Annotated in this window: 19 protein-coding genes; 13 read left to right on the top strand and 6 right to left on the bottom strand. The window is 63.8% G+C overall.

Annotated features, from left to right (window positions below):
* Window positions 1–83: 83 nt before the first annotated feature.
* On the top strand, window positions 84–722 hold the full coding sequence (locus JG747_RS29145) for a DNA-3-methyladenine glycosylase I (RefSeq protein ID WP_038644905.1): 639 nt from the start codon (window positions 84–86) through the stop codon (window positions 720–722).
* A gap of 87 nt (window positions 723–809) precedes the next feature.
* On the opposite strand, the gene JG747_RS29140 is transcribed toward JG747_RS29145, so the two are convergent.
* On the bottom strand, window positions 810–1061 hold the full coding sequence (locus JG747_RS29140) for a hypothetical protein (RefSeq protein ID WP_202360557.1): 252 nt from the start codon (window positions 1059–1061) through the stop codon (window positions 810–812).
* A gap of 352 nt (window positions 1062–1413) precedes the next feature.
* Here JG747_RS29140 and hisS point away from each other — a divergent pair, with 352 nt between their 5' ends.
* The 5 genes from hisS to JG747_RS29115 all read left to right on the top strand — a co-directional run bounded on the left by hisS (window position 1414) and on the right by JG747_RS29115 (window position 7953).
* Complete coding sequence (gene hisS, locus JG747_RS29135) at window positions 1414–2910, top strand: histidine--tRNA ligase (RefSeq protein ID WP_064986455.1); 1497 nt, start codon at window positions 1414–1416, stop codon at window positions 2908–2910.
* 178 nt (window positions 2911–3088) lie between these two features.
* Window positions 3089–4210: an ATP phosphoribosyltransferase regulatory subunit gene (locus tag JG747_RS29130; RefSeq protein ID WP_069091431.1), complete on the top strand. Its 1122-nt coding sequence runs from the start codon at window positions 3089–3091 to the stop codon at window positions 4208–4210.
* Window positions 4207–4905 (top strand): ATP phosphoribosyltransferase, encoded by a 699-nt coding sequence (hisG, locus tag JG747_RS29125; RefSeq protein WP_202360556.1) that lies wholly within the window; start codon window positions 4207–4209, stop codon window positions 4903–4905. The genes JG747_RS29130 and hisG overlap by 4 nt, the downstream gene beginning before the upstream one ends.
* 102 nt (window positions 4906–5007) lie before the next feature.
* Window positions 5008–6780 (top strand): AMP-binding protein, encoded by a 1773-nt coding sequence (locus JG747_RS29120; RefSeq protein WP_202360555.1) that lies wholly within the window; start codon window positions 5008–5010, stop codon window positions 6778–6780.
* Between the two features lie 69 nt (window positions 6781–6849).
* Complete coding sequence (locus JG747_RS29115; RefSeq protein WP_202360554.1) at window positions 6850–7953, top strand: calcium:proton antiporter; 1104 nt, start codon at window positions 6850–6852, stop codon at window positions 7951–7953.
* A gap of 47 nt (window positions 7954–8000) precedes the next feature.
* Here JG747_RS29115 and JG747_RS29110 read toward each other — a convergent pair whose 3' ends face one another.
* Window positions 8001–8909 (bottom strand): LysR family transcriptional regulator, encoded by a 909-nt coding sequence (locus tag JG747_RS29110; RefSeq protein ID WP_202360553.1) that lies wholly within the window; start codon window positions 8907–8909, stop codon window positions 8001–8003.
* 77 nt (window positions 8910–8986) lie between these two features.
* On the opposite strand from JG747_RS29110, the gene JG747_RS29105 reads away from it, so the two are divergent.
* Together JG747_RS29105 and JG747_RS29100 are read left to right on the top strand one after the other, a co-directional pair.
* Window positions 8987–9817, top strand: a complete 831-nt coding sequence (locus tag JG747_RS29105) for a class I SAM-dependent methyltransferase (RefSeq protein ID WP_202360552.1) — start codon at window positions 8987–8989, stop codon at window positions 9815–9817.
* 12 nt (window positions 9818–9829) lie between these two features.
* On the top strand, window positions 9830–10354 hold the full coding sequence (locus JG747_RS29100; protein ID WP_064986461.1) for a hypothetical protein: 525 nt from the start codon (window positions 9830–9832) through the stop codon (window positions 10352–10354).
* Window positions 10355–10406: 52 nt separating this feature from the next.
* Here the strand turns inward: JG747_RS29100 and JG747_RS29095 are convergent, their stop codons facing one another.
* Window positions 10407–11078 carry a TetR/AcrR family transcriptional regulator gene (locus JG747_RS29095; RefSeq protein WP_019860008.1) on the bottom strand — a complete coding sequence of 224 codons (672 nt, stop codon included), beginning with the start codon at window positions 11076–11078 and terminating at the stop codon, window positions 10407–10409.
* Window positions 11079–11181: 103 nt separating this feature from the next.
* Entirely contained in the window at window positions 11182–12126 is a 945-nt protein-coding gene (locus tag JG747_RS29090; protein ID WP_202360551.1) for a nucleoside hydrolase, read from the bottom strand.
* A 103-nt stretch (window positions 12127–12229) separates the two neighbouring features.
* On the opposite strand from JG747_RS29090, the gene JG747_RS29085 reads away from it, so the two are divergent.
* From JG747_RS29085 to JG747_RS29070, 4 genes are read left to right on the top strand one after another with little or no spacing between them, the layout of a single operon-like run.
* Window positions 12230–13243 (top strand): isopenicillin N synthase family dioxygenase, encoded by a 1014-nt coding sequence (locus JG747_RS29085; RefSeq protein WP_202360550.1) that lies wholly within the window; start codon window positions 12230–12232, stop codon window positions 13241–13243.
* Between the two features lie 31 nt (window positions 13244–13274).
* Window positions 13275–14132 carry an ABC transporter substrate-binding protein gene (locus tag JG747_RS29080; protein WP_038644927.1) on the top strand — a complete coding sequence of 286 codons (858 nt, stop codon included), beginning with the start codon at window positions 13275–13277 and terminating at the stop codon, window positions 14130–14132.
* Window positions 14133–14188: 56 nt separating this feature from the next.
* Entirely contained in the window at window positions 14189–15130 is a 942-nt protein-coding gene (locus JG747_RS29075; RefSeq protein WP_202360549.1) for an amino acid ABC transporter permease, read from the top strand.
* 50 nt (window positions 15131–15180) lie between these two features.
* A complete protein-coding gene (locus JG747_RS29070) occupies window positions 15181–15933 on the top strand; it encodes an amino acid ABC transporter ATP-binding protein (RefSeq protein WP_202362373.1) in 753 nt (250 codons plus the stop codon).
* An 18-nt stretch (window positions 15934–15951) separates the two neighbouring features.
* On the opposite strand, the gene JG747_RS29065 is transcribed toward JG747_RS29070, so the two are convergent.
* Window positions 15952–16860, bottom strand: coding sequence for a hydrogen peroxide-inducible genes activator (locus JG747_RS29065; protein ID WP_019860002.1), 909 nt, complete (start codon window positions 16858–16860; stop codon window positions 15952–15954).
* A gap of 150 nt (window positions 16861–17010) precedes the next feature.
* Between JG747_RS29065 and katG the strand changes: the two genes are divergently transcribed.
* Entirely contained in the window at window positions 17011–19209 is a 2199-nt protein-coding gene (gene katG / locus JG747_RS29060) for a catalase/peroxidase HPI (protein WP_064986469.1), read from the top strand.
* 72 nt (window positions 19210–19281) lie between these two features.
* Here the strand turns inward: katG and JG747_RS29055 are convergent, their stop codons facing one another.
* The gene (locus JG747_RS29055) at window positions 19282–19959 is read right to left on the bottom strand and encodes an MIP family channel protein (protein ID WP_019860000.1); all 678 of its coding nucleotides are present in this window, start codon (window positions 19957–19959) and stop codon (window positions 19282–19284) included.
* Between the last annotated feature and the right edge of the window lie 248 nt (window positions 19960–20207).

The following is a 20207-nucleotide window of genomic DNA, read 5'->3' as shown; positions in this document are numbered from 1 at the left end:
GTGTGGTTACCGCCGGGTTCAGGAATCTGGTAAAGCCACGGTAAAAGCAGCGCTAAAGCGCGTTAACGGATGGATTTTTCGCAATGAGCAATGAAAACACCGGCCTGCTCGCCGGTCCCGACGGTGTCGTGCGCTGCTTCTGGCACGGCAACCTGCCCGACTATCTGCACTATCATGATCATGAATGGGGGCGGCCGGTGGCCGACGACCGCAGGCTGTTCGAAAAGATCTGCCTTGAAGGTTTTCAGTCGGGCCTGTCGTGGCTGACCATCCTGCGAAAGCGCGAGAATTTTCGCGAGGCCTTCGCCGGCTTCGATTTCGACAAGGTCGCCGCCTTCACCGACAAGGATGTCGAACGCCTGCTCGGCAATGCCGGCATCATCCGCCATCGCGGCAAGATTGTCTCGACCATCAACAACGCCAAGCGCGCCCGCGAAATGGTCGACGAGTTCGGGTCGCTCGCCGCCTGGTTCTGGAAGTTCGAACCCGGCAAGGCGGAACGGCCCGAAATCGTCGACCTCGCCCATCTGCGCGCCAACCCGACGACGGCGGTCTCGGTGCGGATATCGAAGGAACTGAAGAAGCGCGGCTGGAGTTTTGTCGGCCCGACCACAGTCTATGCCTTCATGCAGGCCATGGGCCTGGTCAACGACCATCTCGAGGGCTGTGTCTGCCGCAAGCAGGTCGAGAAGGAACGCAAGGCGTTCAAGCGGCCCGCGTAGCTCCCTTCTCCCCGTTCACGGGGAGAAGCCCAGTCGCCTGCTCGATCCCTCGATCAGAAAATATGGAACCCGACGAAGCGGGCGGTTTCAGGTGCCGTTGACGCTGGCAAGGAACAGTCCGGCGACGATTGCCACCACCGTGGCCACCGTCGGATAGATCACCAGCAGGCCGGTCACCAATGCATCGCGCAGGGAGGGGCCCTTGCCGGTGTCGGCGGGCACATTGAACGGCCCGGCAGCCTGGCCAACCAGTTTCGGCGCGTGGGTGCCGGCCGGGCGCAGCCGCGCAGGCAATTCGCCGGCATCGCTGTTGGCATCGAATTTCGCTGCGCTGGTCATGTTCCGAACCCCTTCGTGTCCTGCGCTGTATCGACGCCGATTGTGTCGGCACGATGCCGTGCCCGTGGCGGGATTGTTTCATTCTCGGTGCGTTTCTGTTTCAGTCATCTTTCCTTCTCCCCTTGTGGGAGAAGGTGGATCGGCGCGCAGCGCCGAGACGGTTGAGGGGTGCGTGACGGAGTGAGGCGTTGGCATTCCCTGGAGCACCCTCATCCGACCTCGCTTCGCGAGGCCACCTTCTCCCGCAAGGGGAGAAGGGAGAGGCGCTAACCCTTGCCGCTCTCGGTAGCTTCGGCTAGGACACGCGCACTCGAAAATAAGTCATCCTTTACTTAGCAAAAAGACCCATCTCATGGCCGACAAATCGGAAAAGACGAAAGCGCGGCTGCCGCGCGGTTTTGCCGACCGCAGCGCTGAGGACATCCGCGCCGTCGAGAAGATGATGGCGACGATCCGCTCGGTCTATGAGCTCTATGGTTTCGAACCGGCCGACCAGCCGCTGATCGAATACACCGATGCGCTCGGAAAATTCCTGCCCGACCAGGACCGGCCGAACGAGGGCGTGTTCTCCTTCCAGGACGATGACGAGCAGTGGCTGTCGCTGCGCTACGATCTGACCGCGCCGACGGCGCGTTTCGTAGCCGAGAACTACGAGCGCCTGCCCAAGCCCTATCGCAGCTACCGCTCGGGCTGGGTGTTCCGCAACGAGAAGCCAGGCCCCGGCCGCTTCCGCCAGTTCATGCAATTCGACGCCGACACGATCGGCACGCCGGGCGTCGCCGCCGACGCCGAAATGGCGATGATGATGGCCGACGTCATGGAAGCGCTCGGCATCAAGCGTGGCGACTACGTCATCCGCGTCAACAACCGCAAGGTGCTTGACGGCGTGCTGGAGGCGATCGGCCTTGGCGGCGACGAGAATGCCGGACGCCGGCTGACCGTGCTGCGCGCCATCGACAAGCTGGACAAGCTCGGGCCGGAAGGCGTGAAGCTTCTGCTTGGCCCGGGGCGCTGGGATGGCGGCAAGGAAGGCGAAGGCGATTTCGCCAAGGGCGCGGGCTTGGACAACGGGCAAGCCGAGGCGGTTCTTCAAGCAACCGCGAGAAATGCGCAGGCCGGCCAGGATTCCGTGGTCAATTCCAACGCGACCTATCAGGAAGGCGTCGGCGAACTCGCGACGATCGAAGCCCTGGTCAGGGCGGCAGGATACGGCGAAGACCGCATCGCCATGGACCGCTCGGTGGTGCGCGGCTTGGAATATTACACCGGCCCGGTCTTCGAAGCCGAACTCCTGGCCGAAATCCCCAATGAGGACGGCCAGATCGTGCGCTTCGGCTCGGTCGGCGGCGGCGGGCGCTACGATGGCCTGGTCTCGCGCTTCCGCGGCGAGCCGGTGCCGGCGACCGGCTTTTCCATCGGCGTCTCCAGATTGATGACGGCGCTGAAGAACCTCGGCAAGCTCGACAGCGCCGATGTGATCGCGCCGGTCGTGGTCCTGGTCATGGACAAGGACACCGAAAGCCTCGGCCGCTACCAGAAGATGGTCAGCGAGTTGCGGGCCGCCGGCATTCGTTCCGAAATGTATCTCGGCGGCGCCGGCATGAAGGCGCAGCTGAAATATGCCGACAGGCGCGGTTGCCCGGTCGCTGTCATCCAGGGCGGCGACGAGCGCGCCAAGGGCGAACTGCAGATCAAGGACCTGATCGAAGGCGCGCGCATGTCCGCCGAAATCACCGACAACGCCGAATGGCGCGCCGCCCGCCCGGCTCAGGTGACGGTTGCGGAAAGTGAGTTGGTCGCAGAGGTGAAGAAGATCCTGGCGGCGCAGGCCGAGGAACGGGCGAAATGATGAGCGCCGCGCTGTTCTTCCCTTCCCCCCTTGTGGGAGAAGGTGGATCGGCGCGCAGCGCCGAGACGGTTGAGGGGTGCTCCAGGGAATGCCAGCGTCTCACTTCGCTGGAACACCCCTCATCCGTCGCCTTCGGCGACACCTTCTCCCACAAGGGGAGAAGGGAAGGGCGCGCCACATGACCTCCCGCTTCCCCGCCATCGCGGCCGACATCGTAAAACTCTTCGCTACGCGCAACACGCACGCGGTCGAGGTCGCCATCCTGCAGCCGGCGGACCCGTTCCTCGACATGGCCGGCGAGGATCTGCGCCGCCGCATCTTCCTCACCGAAAGCGAGACCGGGCAGACATTGTGCCTGCGGCCGGAATTCACCATTCCGGTCTGCCTCGACCATATAAGCTCGCAGGCCGGCACGCCGCGCCGCTATTCCTATCTCGGCGAAGTGTTTCGCCAGCGCCGCGAAGGCGGCAACGAGTTCTTCCAGGCCGGCATCGAGGACCTTGGCGACCGCGACACCGCTGAGGCCGACGCCCGCTCCGTGGCCGACGCGCATGCGCTGCTGTCGCTGGTGCTGCCCGGCCGGTCGCTGGCGGTCACGCTGGGCGACCAGGGCATCTTCGAAGCGGTGCTGGCCGCACTCGGCCTGCCGCGCGGCTGGCGCATGCGGCTGGCCCGTGCCTTCGGCTCGGCGCCGATGCTGCAGGCGGCACTCGCCGACCTCGCCAACCCGCCGCGCAACGGCCAGCTCTCCGGCGAGGTCGCTGCCCTTGTCCTCGACGGGGATCTCGAAAGTCTTTCCACGCACATTGCCGGCGGCATGGAGGAGGCAGGCCTGTCGGCATCGGCCGGACGCGCGCCCACAGACATTGCGCGGCGATTGATCGAGAAGGCCGAATTGCGCAGTGTGCGGCTGTCTAACGAAGCCTTCGCGGCATTGAAGAATTTTCTGGCGATCGACGTGCCGCTCGATGGTGCGGCTGAGGCGCTGGAAACCTTTGCTGCCGGTGCCGGGCTGTCGCTGGGTGCCGCGCTGGAGAAATTCGCTGCCCGTGCCAAGGCGATCGAGGCGCATGGCTTGCCGGCGGAAAAAATCCGCTACGATGCCGCCTTCGGCCGTCCGCTCGACTATTACACCGGTGTGGTCTTCGAAATCGCGGCGCAAGGCGGCGAGCGTCCCCTGGCCGGTGGCGGCCGCTACGATCGGTTGCTGACGCTGCTTGGCGCCAAGACGGCGATCCCCGGCGTCGGCTTTTCCGTCTGGGTCGACCGCATCGAGGCGTTGCGGGAGACAGCACCATGATCACGCTGGCGATCCCATCGAAAGGCCGGCTCAAGGAACAGGCGCTGGAAGTGCTGGCCAAGGCCGGCCTCGCCATCAGCCTGCCCGGCGACGAGCGCAAATATCATGCCCGTGTCGAGGGCCTGGACAATGTCGAGGTCGCTTTCCTGTCGGCTTCCGAGATTGCAGGCGAAATCGGCCAGGGTGCGGTCGATCTCGGCATCACCGGCGAGGATCTGGTGCGCGAAAATCTCGCCGACTGGGAAGCCCGCGCCGAGATCGTCGCCCGTCTCGGCTTCGGCCATGCCGATGTCGTGGTGGCGGTGCCCGAAATCTGGCTCGATGTCGACACCATGGCCGATCTCGACGACGTCGCCGCCGATTTCCGCCAGCGCCACGGCCGGCGGCTGCGCATCGCCACCAAATATTGGCGGCTGACGCAGCAGTTCTTTTCGCAAAAACACGGCATCCAGGTCTATCGCATCGTCGAGAGCCTGGGTGCCACCGAAGGCGCGCCGGCGGCTGGGTTGGCCGACGTCATCGTTGACATCACCACCACCGGCTCGACGCTGCGCGCCAACCATCTCAAGGTGCTGGGCGACGGCGTGGTCTTGAAGTCGCAGGCCTGTCTGGTGGCATCGCGCAAATCGCGTTCGGCGGCTGACGAGGCGGTCTTGCGCGACATCGCTACGAAGATGGTGGTGGCGGTCCGATAGCCATCCCGTCCGTCCGAGGGACCAGAACTCCACGACCATCGACAGGATTTCCACTGCCCCGCCGGGCTGATAGACTCGGCGCGGCCTGGGGAGGAAACAGCGATGCCGGTCAATCTCGACGAGCTGAAGAACGCCACCAATCTGCGCGGCCGCGCTGCGCGTGCCGGCAGCGTCTTTATCGCACCCGTCGACGGCAGGGCGCATGTCTCGGGCGAGCGCAAGGTGCCGCTGCTCGACAAGACCATTCCGGCGCTTTTCTCCGACACCGCAAGCAAATACGCCACGCAAGATGCCGCCGTCTTCGTCGGCCAGGACAAGCGCTTCACCTGGAGCGAACTGTCCGACACGGTGGATGCGCTCGCCGCCGGCTTCCTGGCGCTGGGTCTCGAGAAAGGCGACCGCGTCGGCATCTGGTCGCCCAACCGCTGGGAATGGCTGGTGACGCAGTTCGCCACCGCCCGCATCGGCCTGATCCTGGTCAACATCAACCCGGCCTACCGGCTGACTGAGCTGGAATATGCGCTGAACAAGGTCGGCTGCAAGGCTTTGGTCACGGCCGCCAGTTTCAAGACCTCGGACTATCTCGGCATGATCGAGACGCTGGCGCCGGAGATCGCCAAGGCCACGCCAGGCAAGCTGAAGGCGCAAAAACTGCCGGCCCTGAAGATCGTCATCCGCATGGGCGAGGACAATTCGCCGGGCATGTTCAATTTTGCCGACGTGCTGGCCATGGCCGGCCGCGACGAGCATGACAGTCTTGACCGCATTTCCGAGGGGCTGAAGCCGAATGATGCCATCAACATCCAGTTCACCTCGGGCACGACGGGCGCGCCCAAGGGCGCGACGCTGACCCACCACAACATCGTCAACAACGGCAATTTCGTGACCTCGGCGATCAAGCTCACCGTCGACGACCGGCTCTGCATCCCGGTGCCGCTCTATCACTGCTTCGGCATGTCGATGGGCACGATGGGCTGCGTCACCAAGGGTGCGACTATGGTGTTTCCGTGTGAGGGTTTCGATCCGTGCGCCACACTGAAGGCCGTGGCGCAGGAGCGCTGCACCGGCCTCTATGGCGTGCCGACCATGTTCGTTGGCATGCTCGACCATGCGGATTTCGCGACCTTCGACCTCTCCAGCTTGCGCACCGGCATCATGGCCGGCTCGCCATGCCCGATCGAGGTGATGAAGAAGGTGGTGTCGCTGATGCATATGTCCGAGGTGACCATCGCCTACGGCATGACCGAGACCAGCCCGGTCTCCTTCCAGAGCGGCGTCGACGACCCTCTGGAAAAGCGCGTCTCCACCGTCGGGCGCATCCACCCTCATGTCGAGGTCAAGGCCATCGACGCCGACGGAGCCACCGTCGCGGTCGGCGCGCCGGGCGAGCTCTGCACACGCGGCTATTCCGTGATGAAGGGCTATTGGGACGACGCCGAAAAGACCCGCGAGGCGATCGACGCCGATGGCTGGATGCACACCGGCGACCTCGCCACCATCGACGCCGAGGGCTATTGCAACATCGTCGGCCGGGTCAAGGACATGGTCATCCGCGGCGGCGAGAACGTCTATCCCAGAGAGGTCGAGGAATTCCTCTACCGCCATCCCAAGGTCAGGGAGGTGCAGGTGTTCGGTATTCCCGACCAGAAATATGGCGAGGAACTGTGCGCCTGGATCGTGCTCAAGCCCGGCCAGATCGCCACCGAGCAGGAGATCAAGACCTTTTGTGCGGGCCAGATCGCACACTACAAGATCCCGCGCCACATCCGCTTCCGCACCGAATTGCCGATGACGGTGACCGGCAAGCCGCAGAAGTTCCTGATGCGTCAGGCGATGGTCGAGGAATTGGGGCTGGTGGCGCAGAAGACGGCGTGAACGGGTGAACGCTTCGATCTGTCGGTGCGCGAATGCAGCCAAGGTTCGCAGAAGCGCACAGGGGCTTGGATGAGCGGTTTCGGACGATCGGCGATTTCCTACGCGATGCCCCTCGCTGCGCTAGCGATGGCTGTCGCGGTCAGAGCCAGCGGGCTGTCCGTGGACGAGGGTTTGCTGAACGCCAGGATCCTTGTCGGTGCGCTGTCGAGTGCGATCATGTTCGTCACCATTTTCGTGGTGCTCGACCACGCCGAGGCGGTAGCTCGGCGGGTAGGGGAGCCGTACGGCACGCTGGTGCTGACGTTTGCCGTCACGGCAATTGAAGTGTCGATCATCGTTTCCATGATGCTGCATGGAGAGAACAACCCGACGCTGGCACGGGAGTCCGTCTTCTCGACGGTGATGATCGCATCCACCGGCGTCGTCGGCATGTGTCTCGCGTTTGGCGGCTGGCGTCATCGCAAGCAGGCCATCGTGCGGCAGGGGACCAGTGCCTATCTGGCGGTTCTGATCGCGCTGACCGTCATGACGCTTATTCTGCCGACCTACACCCAGACCACGGATCCCGGCACGTTTTCGGCAGCCCAACTTGGTTTCGTTAGCGTCCTTTCAGTGCTGCTCTATGCAAGCTTCGTGTTCGCGCAGACCGTCCGGCACCGGGAAGACTTTATCCAGGGACAACCACATGACGTTTCGGTGCGCGCTGCCCCTCACGAGAACATCTCTTCCAGCGCTCTGCTGCTGATGGCCGGGCTGATCGGAATTGTCATGCTCGCCGAGCAGGTCGCGGCAAGCGTCGAAGATACGCTCGTTGCCTACCAGGTGACCCAGGCTGACAGCATTGTCGGGGCAATGATCGCGGGGCTGGTGTTGATGCCGGAGGCCATTTCGGCGGTGCGCGCTTCACTCAACAACGAGCTGCAGCGCGGCTTGAATGTCGCGATGGGCTCGGCTTGCGCCACGATCGGCCTGACCATACCGGCAGTCGCAGCCGCCAGCCTGCTGACGGGGAGAGGACTGACCCTGGGGCTGCCGGCTGCCGATGCGGTCCTTTTGGTCCTGGCGCTTTTCATATGCAATGTAAGTTTCAGCACGGAAAGAACGACGTTCTTGACCGGAATGGTCCATCTTGTCGTATTTTTTACCTATATATTTCTGATATTTATACCATGAGAGCTTTGGTACAAGTGAGCGATCAGGCTCCGACATCCTTCGCTGCCTCAGACCGAGGATTTGAGGTGATCGATGAAGGCGCGCAGCTTCGGCAGGATCTGGCGCTTGCCGGGATGATAGAGGAAGACGCCCGGCGTCGTCGCCGCGATGGTGTCCAGCACAGGCTCGAGTTTTCCCTGTTCTATCGGACCTTCGGCGACCGGTCGCGGGATCTGCGCCAGCCCAATCCCTCGCACCGCGGCCCCGAGCAATGTCGGATAGTCGTGGGCGATCAGCGGACCTGAGACCATCGCCTCGATCGCTTCGTTGCCGTCGACGAATGTCCACGGCGCGATGGCGCCGTTGGAACGGCGCAGGCGCAGGCAGGCATGCCGGCGCAAATCGTCGATACGCTCAGGGCGGCCCTGGCGATCGAGATAGTCGGGACTGCCGACGACCACGAACCGGAAGGACGGTGTCAGCCGCACCGCCACCATGTCGGTGGCAATGAACTGGCCGAGGCGGATGCCGGCATCGAACCCGCCTGTCGCCAGATCGACCATCTCGTCGCTCGCGGCGATCTCCAATTCGACTTCGGGATAGGCCTGGCAGAACGACGCGATCACCGGCTCAAGGATCAACGGCACGACGGCGCGCGGCACCGACAGGCGCAGCAGGCCGGTCGGTCGTTGGCCGACATCACGCGCGGCCTCGCCTGCGGCGACGATCTCCTCGAAGCCAGGGCCGGCACGGTCGAGGAAGCGCTGACCGGCCTCGGTCAGACCGACACTGCGCGTCGTGCGGACAAACAGCGCCGCACCAAGCCGCGCTTCCAGCACGCGCACCGCCTGGCTCACAGCCGATGGCGTCACCCCGAGATCGGCGGCGGCGCGGCGGAAGTTGCGGTGTCTGGCGACAGCCAGGAACACCTCGACGCCCTCCAGCGCCCCGTGCCGGATTGTGTAGTTCTGCTTCATGGGTTGTTGTAATTACAGCGGATAGTCGAACGATGGAAGCGGGTTTAGGTAAGAGCTTGAGACAGGAGCATCTTGCCATGATCGATGAACTTGATGGAGTGCGCGACCACTATCGCGCGACCGGCCTGACTGAACGGTTGAGGGCGGTATTGGCTGCTCTTGGCCCTGAGGATCAGCTTCTCACGCCGCAGCAACTGGGCACCCTCGACCAGTTTCACACCCGTGGGCTTGCCGCCACCGCCGAGCTTGCCCAATTGGCTGACATCACCGCTGGCATGTCGGTTCTGGACGTCGGTTCGGGCGTCGGCGGGCCGGCGCGCTTCCTGGCTGCGACTTATGACTGCCGGGTTACCGGCGTGGACCTCAGCGAGCCATTCGTGGATGCCGCGCGCTATCTGACCGAGCGCACGGGGCAGGGCGAGCGGCTGTCTTTCCAGACCGCCAACGCCCTGGAGCTTCCGTTCGATGACGGCTGTTTCGACATCGTGCTGCTGCAGCATGTAGCAATGAACATCTTCGACCGGGGGCGGCTCTATCGTGAGATTCGGCGCGTGCTGAAATCAGGCGGCAGGTTTGCCACCTTCGATGTCGTGTTAGGCGGCGGGCAGCCGGACTATCCGCTTCCCTGGGCGCGAACACCGGCGACGAGCTTCCTCATGACAATCGATGCGACGCGTGAGGCGATCGAGCCGGCCGGCTTCCGTATGCTGGCATGGCAAGACGACACCGAGGCCGCCAAGGCCTGGTTCGCGCAACTACGGGCGTCGGGTCCGCCGCCTTCGCCAAATCTCGGCGTGGTGATGGGGCCGGACTTCGCCGAGCTTGCAGCCAATCTGGGACGAAACCTCATGGAAGGCCGGCTCGGCATCCTGACCGCGGTGTTCGAGGCCGCGTCGACCAACAGCTGACGGGAGACCACAATGTCGACGGAAGTCCTTTTTCAGATCCAGCTCGTTCTCGGCTATGTTGTATGGCTGCTGTGCTTCGGTGTGTACATCTGGCCCTGGCTGAGCTCGATGGACGGGGTCGCAGCGCAACGCGCCATTGCCACCCTGCACAGTTTCCGTTTCTTCGGGCTCGTCTTCATCCTCCCGGGCGTCGTCAGCCCCGACCTGCCCGCAAGCTTCGCTACCTTCGCCGCCTACGGCGACTTCGCAACCGGGGTGCTGGCCATGCTGGCACTGTCTGCCGTGAGGGTACGCCCGCTTTTCTGGTTATTCGTCGTTGCCTTCAATGTCGTCGGGACCATCGACCTCATCGTCGATTATTACCAAGCGATCCAGGCCGGTCTTCCCGCCCATGCGGGATTGTTGGGTGCGACCTATGCGATCCCGGTCATCTACGTGCCGCTGCTGATGATCACGCACGTCGCCGCGTTCTATTTTCTGCTACGTCCCCAGCAGAACGCGACTCGCGCCATGGCAGGTGATGCGGCTGCTTCCTAGATGATTGGCAGGTCGCTGGACGCACCGCAGCCTGCTATCGCTGGCACGCCCTTTAACGCCGTCCGCTCTGAATCTCCGACGGCCGTGGCGCCGAGCCCGGTTCCTGCACGAGCGGTCCAAGCAGCACCTCTCCGAACAGCGGCTGGTAGCTCCTGCGCACCGCCGGATCCTCCTTGAAGGACAGCGCATACTGGCCGATCTGGTGGAAATAGGTGATGCGCGCCCGGACCAGGCTTTCGTCCTCCGGATAGCCCATGGCGCGGAAGGAGCGGATCAACAGCGCGATGCGCAGATCGTCCATGTCCTTGACCTCCTGCGCCAGCTTCTTCGACGTTCGCGACCAGTCGCGCACGGCCAGATCAAGCAGCGGGCTGAAAGGCGCCTCATCGACCCAGACATGCACGATGTCGGTGAAGAATTGCAGGCCGTCTATGTCGTGCACGTCGCGCATGGCCCAGAACGGCGCGCAATTGGTGTTTCGCCATTCCTGCAGCAGGCCGTCGCGAAGGTCGGCCAGGCTGGCGAAGTGGAAGTAGAAACTGCCGCGTGTCACCTTGAACTGGTGCGCCAGGCGGTCGATCTTGACCTCACCGATGCCGCGCTTCTCCAGCACCTTGCGCGCAGCCGTGATCCAGGCCTCGCGGCTGAGCGTCTGCCGCGCCGGCTTCGCAGGCGGGGCGGCCTTCGGTCTTTTGGCCCGGGCCGGGGCAGGGTCCGCTTTCATCTGATCAAGACCTTCATCGCCATATGCGACGCCTGCAACCCGTTCGCCGGCTTCGATGCGCTTCGCGACTCATCAAGTGTCCATCTATCGCGGAAGGCGCAGCTCAGGGCAATGCGCTGATCCGCTCCAGCATGAGTTCGAAGAATGGCGCCGGATCGATGCGCCGCAGGACGTTGCAGTTCTTCCGCCGGCCGGTCACATGCCACCAGTCGACCACGGTCATGCCGATCGTCTCCGGCGAGACGATGTCGACCGTCACCGCGCATTGGCGCTGCTCATAGATTTGCGGCGCCAGCAGATAGCCGGTGACGCAGGCATCATGGATGGGGCGCGCCGGCGTTTCGAATTTGTGCGTGCCGTATTGGCGGTAGAAGTCGGCCAGATTGGCGGCCTCGATCGCCGCCCGGCTGCCGGTTGCCCGCAGTCGGTCGAGCCATTCCGGCGTCATCAGCGCGGTGTAGGTGCAGTCTATGCCTGCCATGGTCACAGGCACGCCGCTGTCGAATACCTTATGCGCGGCATGCGGATCGACGAAGATGTTGAATTCCGCCGCAGGCGTGGCGTTGCCGCCCTGGAAGAAGCCGCCGCCCATCAGCACGACTTCGCGCAGCCGGGGCACGATCCTCGGCTCCATGGTCATGGCCGTTGCGAGATTGGTCATCGGCCCGAGCGTGCAGACGGTCAACTCGCCCTCCGGCGCGTCCATGATGGTGCGCACGAGATAATTAACCGCGTGTTCGCTCTGCAGTGGCGTCACCGGTTCGGGAAGATCGGCGCCGTCGAGGCCGGTTTCGCCGTGAACATATTCGGCGGTGATCAGCTTGCGCACCATCGGCGCCGGGCATCCGGCATGCACCGGCACATCAGGCCGCCCGGCAAGCTCCACCACCTTCAGTGCGTTCTTCGACGTCAGGGCAAGCGGCACGTTGCCGCCGACCGTGGTGATGCCGACCACGTCGAGCTCGGCCGGCGACCCCAGCGCGAAGAGGATGGCGAAGGCGTCGTCCTGGCCCGGATCGGTGTCGATGATGATCTTGCGTGGTGCCATGTTTCAGCGCTCTTCCTTTCGCGATCGAAAGCCTATTGATGAGGCCGTTCGGATGTGTAGAAATACAGTACTGTATCTTATGTTCAAGACAGGGTGTTCGAAAATGGATGCACAAGAGCGCGGCGATTTTTCCGAAATTCCGATCCTCGACGTTTCGGCGCTCTATGGCGACGATGAGGGCGCCATCCGGGCAACGGCGGCGACGCTGCGCCGCTATCTCGAGACGATCGGCTTCCTCTATGTCACCGGGCACCCCATTCCGCGCGCCGATGTCGAAGCCGTGCGCGAAGCCAGCAAGCGCTTCTTTGCCTTGCCCGAGGAGGAAAAGGCGAAGCTGAAGATCGATAGGAATTTCCGCGGCTATCTGCCCTTTGCCGGTTCGACCATCGTCACCTCGTCGGTGGCAACCGTCAGCAAGCCCAACCAGAGCGAATCGATCTTCTTCATGCACGAGGTCGGCGCCGACGATCCAAGGACCCTGGCCGAAAAGCCGCTGCAAGGCCCCAACCAATGGCCCGACGAAACAGCGCTTGCCGGTTTCAGGGAGACGATAGAGCGCTATGTCGAGGAGATGGGAACGCTCGCGCGCAAGATGGTCCGCGCCATCGCGCTCTCGCTCGGACTGCCCTCCGACAGTCTCGACCGCCATTTCGAGCAGCCGACCACCTTCCTGCGGCTGCTGCACTATCCGACCCAGCCCCAGGAAGAAGGCCTCTTCGGCTCGGCGCCGCACACCGACTATGGCTTCATCACCTTGCTGGCGCAGGACAATGTCGGCGGCCTTGAGGTGAAGAACAAGGCCGGCGACTGGGTTCCGGCACCTCCCGTCCCGGATTCCTTCGTGATGAATGTCGGCGACATACTGGCGCGCTGGTCGAACGACCAGTTCGTCTCGACGCCGCACCGGGTCATCAACCGGTCGGGACGCGAGCGCTATTCGCAGCCCTTCTTCTTCGATCCATCCATGGACGAGACGATCGAGGCGCTGTCGGTCTGCGTGCCGGCCGGCACGCAGCCGAAATACGGGCCGGTGCTCTACGGCGACTATCTGATGGAGCGCATCGACAAGAACTACCACTATCGCAAGAAGAAGGCGGCGGAAGCCGCCGGCGCATAACGGCAAACAAGCAAGAGAAAGGGGAACAGCAATGAATGCATATCTGCGAATGACCGGCCTTGCGCTGGCGATATCCACCGTGGCCTGGGGCGGGGTTTCCCGGGCCGCCGAGGTTGCGAAATCCACCGAGGTCAAGCAGAGCGGAACGCTCGCCGTCGCCAACACGCTGGACTATGCTCCGTTCGAATATCTCGATGCCGACGGCAAGCAGACCGGCATCATCATCGAGCTGGCCGGCGAGGTGGCCAAGCTCGTCGACGCCAAGCTTGACGTGCAGCGCACGCCCTTTCCCTCGATGATCCCAGGCCTTGCGGCCGGCCGTTTCAAGATCGCCTGGGAGACGTTCTCGGCGACGCCGGAGCGGCTGAAGCAGGTCGATTTCGTCATGTTCCTCAAGGCCGGCCTCGCCGTCTCGACATCGCCCGACAAGAAGGCGAGCTTCAGCGGCGACACCCCGCTTTGCGGCAAGCGCATCGGCGTTTCGGCCGGCAGCGCCTCGGACTTCCTGGTCGACAAGCTGAGCAAGGAATGTACCGACAAGGGCCAGGCGGCCATCGAGAAGTCGGTCTTCAACTCCTCGACCGATATCGTCCAGGCCGTGCTGTCGGATCGCGTCGACGCTCGCATGGACGATGCGACCGCTTCGAGCTATTTCGAGGTGACGAGCAAGGGCCAGCTGGTGGTGCTGCCGACGCTTTACGACGTCGCGCCGCTCGGCATGGCGATTGCCAAGGACGACAAGGAGACCGCCGACATGATGGTGGCAGCACTAGCCGAACTGTTCAAGAACGGCACCTACAAGGCTATCCTCGACAGATACGGCATGGGCGCCTACGCGATCAAGGAACCCTATTTCGTCGGCACCATGGACGCGCTTCGCGCCGAATAGGAATTACCCGGCGCCTGATCCTGGTCAGGCGCCGGCCAGCAACCAGGAGACCATTGATGGGCGTGGCCCACCCGACCGAGATCGGCGTCGAGCCCGGCGTTGCCGCCGCCGTGTCACGACTGACCGTCGTGCCGCAGCGCCGCTATGGCATCTGGGTCGGCACGGCGTTCGCCTTGCTGCTGGCCTTCCTGATCATCCGCGCTTTCGCCAGAAACCCGGCCTTCGCCTGGGGCACGGCCGCCGGCTACCTGTTCCATCCCTCGATCATGCGCGGCCTTGGCAACACGCTGGTGCTCACCGTCATCATCATGGCGCTGGCGATCGTGGTCGGCACCGTCATCGCCATCATGCGGGTGTCGCCAAGTCCGGTGCTGCGCGCCTTCGCGGGCGTCTATGTCTGGTTCTTCCGGGGTGTCCCGGCGCTGATCCAGCTGATCTTCTGGTTCAACCTGTCGCTGCTGGTGCGAGAAATCTCGCTCACTCTGCCTTTCCTGGGCACGCTGTTTTCCGTGCGCACCAATGATTTCATGACCCCGTTCTTCTCCGCCGTCGTGGCGCTTTCGCTGTGCGAGGCCGGCTATATGGCCGAGATCATCCGCGCCGGAATCAAGTCGGTGCCGACGGGCCAGGCGGAAGCCGCGAGCGCGCTCGGCATGCCCTACAGGATGATCCTGAAGCGCATCACCCTGCCGCAAGCCATGCGCTTCGTGCTGCCGCCGACCGGCAACGAGGCGATCAATCTCCTGAAGATGACCTCGCTGGTGACCTTCATTGCGGTCGACGATCTGTTCTACACTGCGCAAAGCATCTATGCCCGCACCTTCGAGACGATCCCGCTCTTGATCGTGGTCGCCTTCTGGTACCTCGCCGTGGTCAGCATCCTGTCGGTGGGGCAGCATTTCCTGGAGCGTCATTTCGGCCGCAGCGACACGCGCCGTGAACCTCTGACGATGCGCGCCTTGCGCAATCTGGTCAGCCTGCGCGGCATTGCCCGATGAGCGATGTGAAGTCCGATAATCGCGCTCGCTTCGGCGTGCCGGCCGATTCCATGGTGTTCGCGCGCGGCGTGCGCAAAACCTATGGCTCGCTCGAGGTCCTCAAGGGTGTCGACTTCGACGTGCCCGAGGGCTCGGTCGCCTGCATCATCGGCCCGTCGGGATCTGGCAAGAGCACGTTCCTGCGCTGCATCAACCATCTGGAAAAACTCAGCGGCGGCATCCTGTTGGTGGACAGCCAGTTCGTCGGCTACGACCTCCATGGCGACAGGCTCTACGAGGTCAAGGACGATCTCCTGTGCCAGCGCCGGGCCGAGATCGGCATGCTGTTCCAGTCGTTCAATCTGTTCTCGCATATGACGGTGATGGAGAACCTGATCGAGGCGCCGACGCAGGTGCGGCGCATCCCGGTCGACCAGGCCAAGGCCGAGGCGGAAGTCCTGCTAAGGCGCGTCGGCCTTGCCGACAAGGTCGACCGCTATCCGCGCGAACTGTCCGGCGGCCAGCAGCAGCGTGTGGCGATTGCGCGCGCCATGGCGATGAAGCCGAAGGTGCTGCTGTTCGACGAGCCGACATCGGCACTCGACCCGGAACTGGTCGGCGAGGTGCTGCAGGTGATGCGCGATCTGGCCGAGAGCGGCATGACGATGGTCGTCGTCACCCACGAGATCGGCTTTGCCCGCGAGATCGGCGATCAGCTCGTCTTCATGGATGGTGGTGTGATCGTCGAACGTGGCGCGCCGCGCGAGATGATCGCCAACCCGAAATCGCCGCGCACCCGCGAGTTTCTGTCCCGCGTTCTGTGAAGTCCGGTTGATCATTCCTCAAGCGGCCAACACCGCCGCGCCGAGGCTGCGGATGATCTTGGCGAGTTCGACGCATTCGCCATGTCTTGCATTGTTGCGCCGCCAGGCGAGGCAGATCATGCGCTGCGGCATCGGTTCCTGGAACGGCACGATCTTGAGGTCGGGGATGGTGCCGGCGGGGCCGGTCGCCATTTCCGGGATCAGCGTGACGCCGAGCCCGTGCGCCACCATTTGCAACAGCGTGGTCAGGCTGGTGGCGCCGTAGCTGGCCATCGCCACCGGCCGCACATTGCCGCAGACCGCGAGCGCCTGTTCGCGCAGGCAATGGCCCTCTTCCAGCAGCATGAGCCTTTCCAGCGCCGGGCTTTCGGGCGGAACCGGCGGCGAGGCGAAGGCCGGGTCGCCAGCCGGGACGGCAAGGAAGAACCGGTCCGAAAACAGCGCCTCGGTGATCAGGCCCGGATGATCGAGTGGAAGCGCTGCGATAAAGGCGTCGAGCTTGCGCGATGCGATGTCATCGACCAGCGTGGCGGTGACCGCCTCGCGCAATTCGAGCAGCAGGGCCGGAAAATGCTTTTTCAGTTCGGGCAAAGCGCGCGGCAGGAGATAGGGCGCGACCGTCGGGATGATGCCCAGCCGGAAGCGTCCCTCCATGGCGGTGCGGCCGCGCCTTGCCGTCGTTTCGACATCGCGTATGTCGGCCAGGATGCGTTCGATGCGCGGCAAAAGCGCGATCGCTTCGTCGGTCATGCGCACCGACTTGCCGCCGCGTTCGAACAGCCGGCAGTTCAGCCTCTGCTCCATCTCCGCGATCTGCGAGGACAGCGCCGGCTGGCTGACACCGGCGAGTTTTGCCGCGCGTCCGAAATGCAGCGTCTGCGCCAGCGCGTCGAAATAATGCATCTGGCGAACTGTCAATCCGATCATAAGAAAATCCTATCGAAATGAACAGGAAAGGCAATTTGTTTTTATCGCCAATGCGGCCTAGTCTGGAATCATTCCAAGATGGTGCGGCCGACCAGCCCGCACCCAAAATCCTGGCAAAGATCAAAACTCGGCAAAAATCGGAGACTGAAGATGGACGCGAACACCGATGACAAAAGCGCGGGCAAATGCCCGGTTGCGCACGGAGCCGTTGGCAGGACCAACCGCGACTGGTGGCCGAACCAGCTGAACGTCCAGATCCTGCATCAGCAGTCATCCCTGTCTGATCCGATGGGCGAGGCGTTCGATTATGCCGAGGAATTCAAAAGCCTCGACCTCGACGCTGTCATCAAGGACCTGCATGCGCTGATGACGGATTCGCAGGAATGGTGGCCGGCCGACTTTGGCCATTACGGTCCGCTGTTCATCCGCATGGCCTGGCACAGCGCAGGCACCTACCGCATCGCCGACGGTCGCGGCGGCGCCGGGGCTGGCCAGCAGCGTTTCGCGCCGCTCAACAGCTGGCCGGACAACGTCAACCTCGACAAGGCCCGCCGGCTCTTGTGGCCGATCAAGCAGAAATATGGCCGCAAGATCTCCTGGGCCGACCTTCTGATCCTCACCGGCAACGTCGCGCTGGAATCGATGGGCTTCAAGACCTTTGGCTTTGCCGGCGGCCGCGCCGACGTCTGGGAGCCCGAGCAGGACGTTTACTGGGGTCCCGAAGGCAAATGGCTGGCCGACGAGCGCTACAGCGGCGACCGTGACCTGCAGAACCCGCTCGGTGCCGTGCAGATGGGGCTGATCTACGTCAACCCGGAAGGGCCGAACGGCAATCCGGATCCGCTGGCCGCGGCGCGCGATATCAGGGATACATTCGCGCGCATGGCGATGAACGACGAGGAAACCGTAGCCCTCATCGCCGGTGGCCATACGTTCGGCAAGACCCATGGTGCGGGCGATGCGAGCCTGGTGGGTGTCGAGCCGGAAGGCGCCGATATCGAGCAGCAAGGCCTTGGCTGGGCGAGCAAATTCGGCACCGGCAAGGGCGGTGACGCCATCGGCAGCGGTCTGGAAGTCATCTGGACGACGACGCCGACCAAATGGAGCAACAACTTCTTCGACAATCTGTTCGGCTTCGACTGGGAGCTGACCAAAAGCCCGGCGGGCGCGCATCAGTGGACGCCGAAGGGCGGTGCCGGCGCCGGCACGGTGCCGGACGCACACAATTCGGCCAAGCGCCACGCACCCTCCATGCTGACCACCGACCTCGCGCTGCGTTTCGATCCCTCCTACGCAACGATCTCGAAGCGCTTCCACGAGAATCCGGATCAGTTCGCCGACGCCTTCGCCCGCGCCTGGTACAAGCTGACCCACCGCGACATGGGCCCGGTCGCCCGTTATCTCGGCCCGTTGGTTCCGAAGGAAGAGCTGCCCTGGCAGGACGTCATCCCGGTGGTCGATCATGTGCTGATCGACGAGCAGGATGCCGAAGCGCTCAAGGCCAAGATACTGGCTTCGGGCCTGTCGGTGTCGCAGCTGGTCTCGACGGCGTGGGCGTCGGCCTCGACCTTCCGTGGTTCGGACAAGCGCGGCGGCGCCAATGGCGCGCGCATCCGCCTCAGCCCGCAGAAGGACTGGGCCGTCAACCAGCCGGCCGAGCTCGCCAAGGTGCTCGACAAGCTCCAGACGATCGCCAAGGACTTCAACGCCGCACAGACCGGCAGCAAGAAAGTCTCGCTTGCCGACCTGATCGTTCTCGGCGGCAACGCCGCGATCGAGAAGGCCGCGAAGGCCGCCGGCCACAGCGTCGACGTTCCCTTCTGGCCGGGCCGCATGGACGCCTCGCAGGAGCAGACCGACATCCACTCCTTCGCGCCGCTGGAGCCGACTGTTGACGGCTTCCGCAACTATGTCAGCGGCAAGCAGCGGCTCACCGTCGAGGAAGCGCTGGTCGACCGGGCGCAGCTGCTGACGCTGACGGCTCCGGAAATGACGGTCCTCGTCGGCGGCCTGCGTGTTCTCGGCGCCAATGCCGGGCAGTCGAAGCATGGCGCGTTCACCAAACAGCCGGAAACGCTGAGCAACGACTTCTTCGTCAACCTGCTCGACATGGGCACCGAGTGGAAGGCGACATCGGACGCCAAGGACGTGTTCGAAGGCCGCGACCGCAAGACCGGTGAAGTCAAGTGGACCGGCACCCGTGCCGACCTGATCTTCGGTTCGCACTCGCAACTGCGCGCGCTGGCCGAAGTCTATGCGACGGCGGACGCCAAGGCGAAGTTCGCGAAGGACTTCGTCGTGGCCTGGACCAAGGTGATGAACGCCGACCGTTTCGACATCGCCGGCTGATCCAGACAAGGCTCTATCCAACAAAAAAGGCGCGGGCCGTGGCCCGCGCCTTTTGCATTGAGGCTCTCGAGATCAATCCTTCTCGAAGATGCGTGCCTTGGCGACGACACCAGCGATGGCGCCGCCGATCAGCGGGGCGACGATGAACAGCCAGAGCTGGCTGAGCGCTGCACCGCCGGTGAACAGCGCCGGGCCGATGGAGCGGGCCGGATTGACCGAGGTGCCGGTGACCGGGATCATGGCGAAGTGAATGCCCGCCAGCGTCAGGCCGATGACCAGACCGGCAAATGCCGTCGAGTGCTTTTCAGCGGTAACGCCGAGGATCACCGTGACGAAGGTGAAGGTGCCGATCAGCTCCCACAGGAACGCCGAGCTCATGCCCCATTTGGCCACATCCCAGCCATTGGCGCCAAAGTTGGTGATGGGTTCGCTGGCCTTGCCCGAGACGATGATCCACAGTGCCAGCGAAGCCAGGATGGCGCCGATGATCTGCGCGATCCAGTAGGGGATGACGTCCTTGGCCGGCAGCCGGCCGGCGAGGAAGACGCCGAGCGTCACCGCCGGATTAAGATGCGCGCCCGAAATCGGGCCGATCGCATAGGCCGCGGCGATGAGGCCGATGCCGAATGCCAGACCGATGCCTTCCTGACCGAGCGGCAGCGCGCCGCCGAAGCCGCCCGTCACCACCGACGCCGTGCCGATGAACACCAACAGAAATGTGCCTAGAACTTCCGCCAGATAAGTTTTCATTGCCCTCTCCTCGTAGCGATCCGCCGGTTCGCGTTTTCCGCGCCGCGAATCATAGCGTGAAGAGTATTCCCAACGGAAAAACTTGGAAAGCAGAGCGGTTGCGCCACAGGCCGTGCTTGCAGTCGCCAGTTGCGAACATTAGACACCTTGCATTTATTGGTCGATCTGCTGTTGCCGGCCCGCGATATTTATCGATCGGAAGATTTCAGGCGACCTCTTCGTCGCGTGACGCAGCGGGGTTCAATCCG

Source organism: Mesorhizobium sp. 131-3-5 (assembly GCF_016756575.1).
GTDB lineage: Bacteria > Pseudomonadota > Alphaproteobacteria > Rhizobiales > Rhizobiaceae > Mesorhizobium > Mesorhizobium jarvisii.
This window is presented reverse-complemented; position numbering and strand designations above follow the sequence as displayed.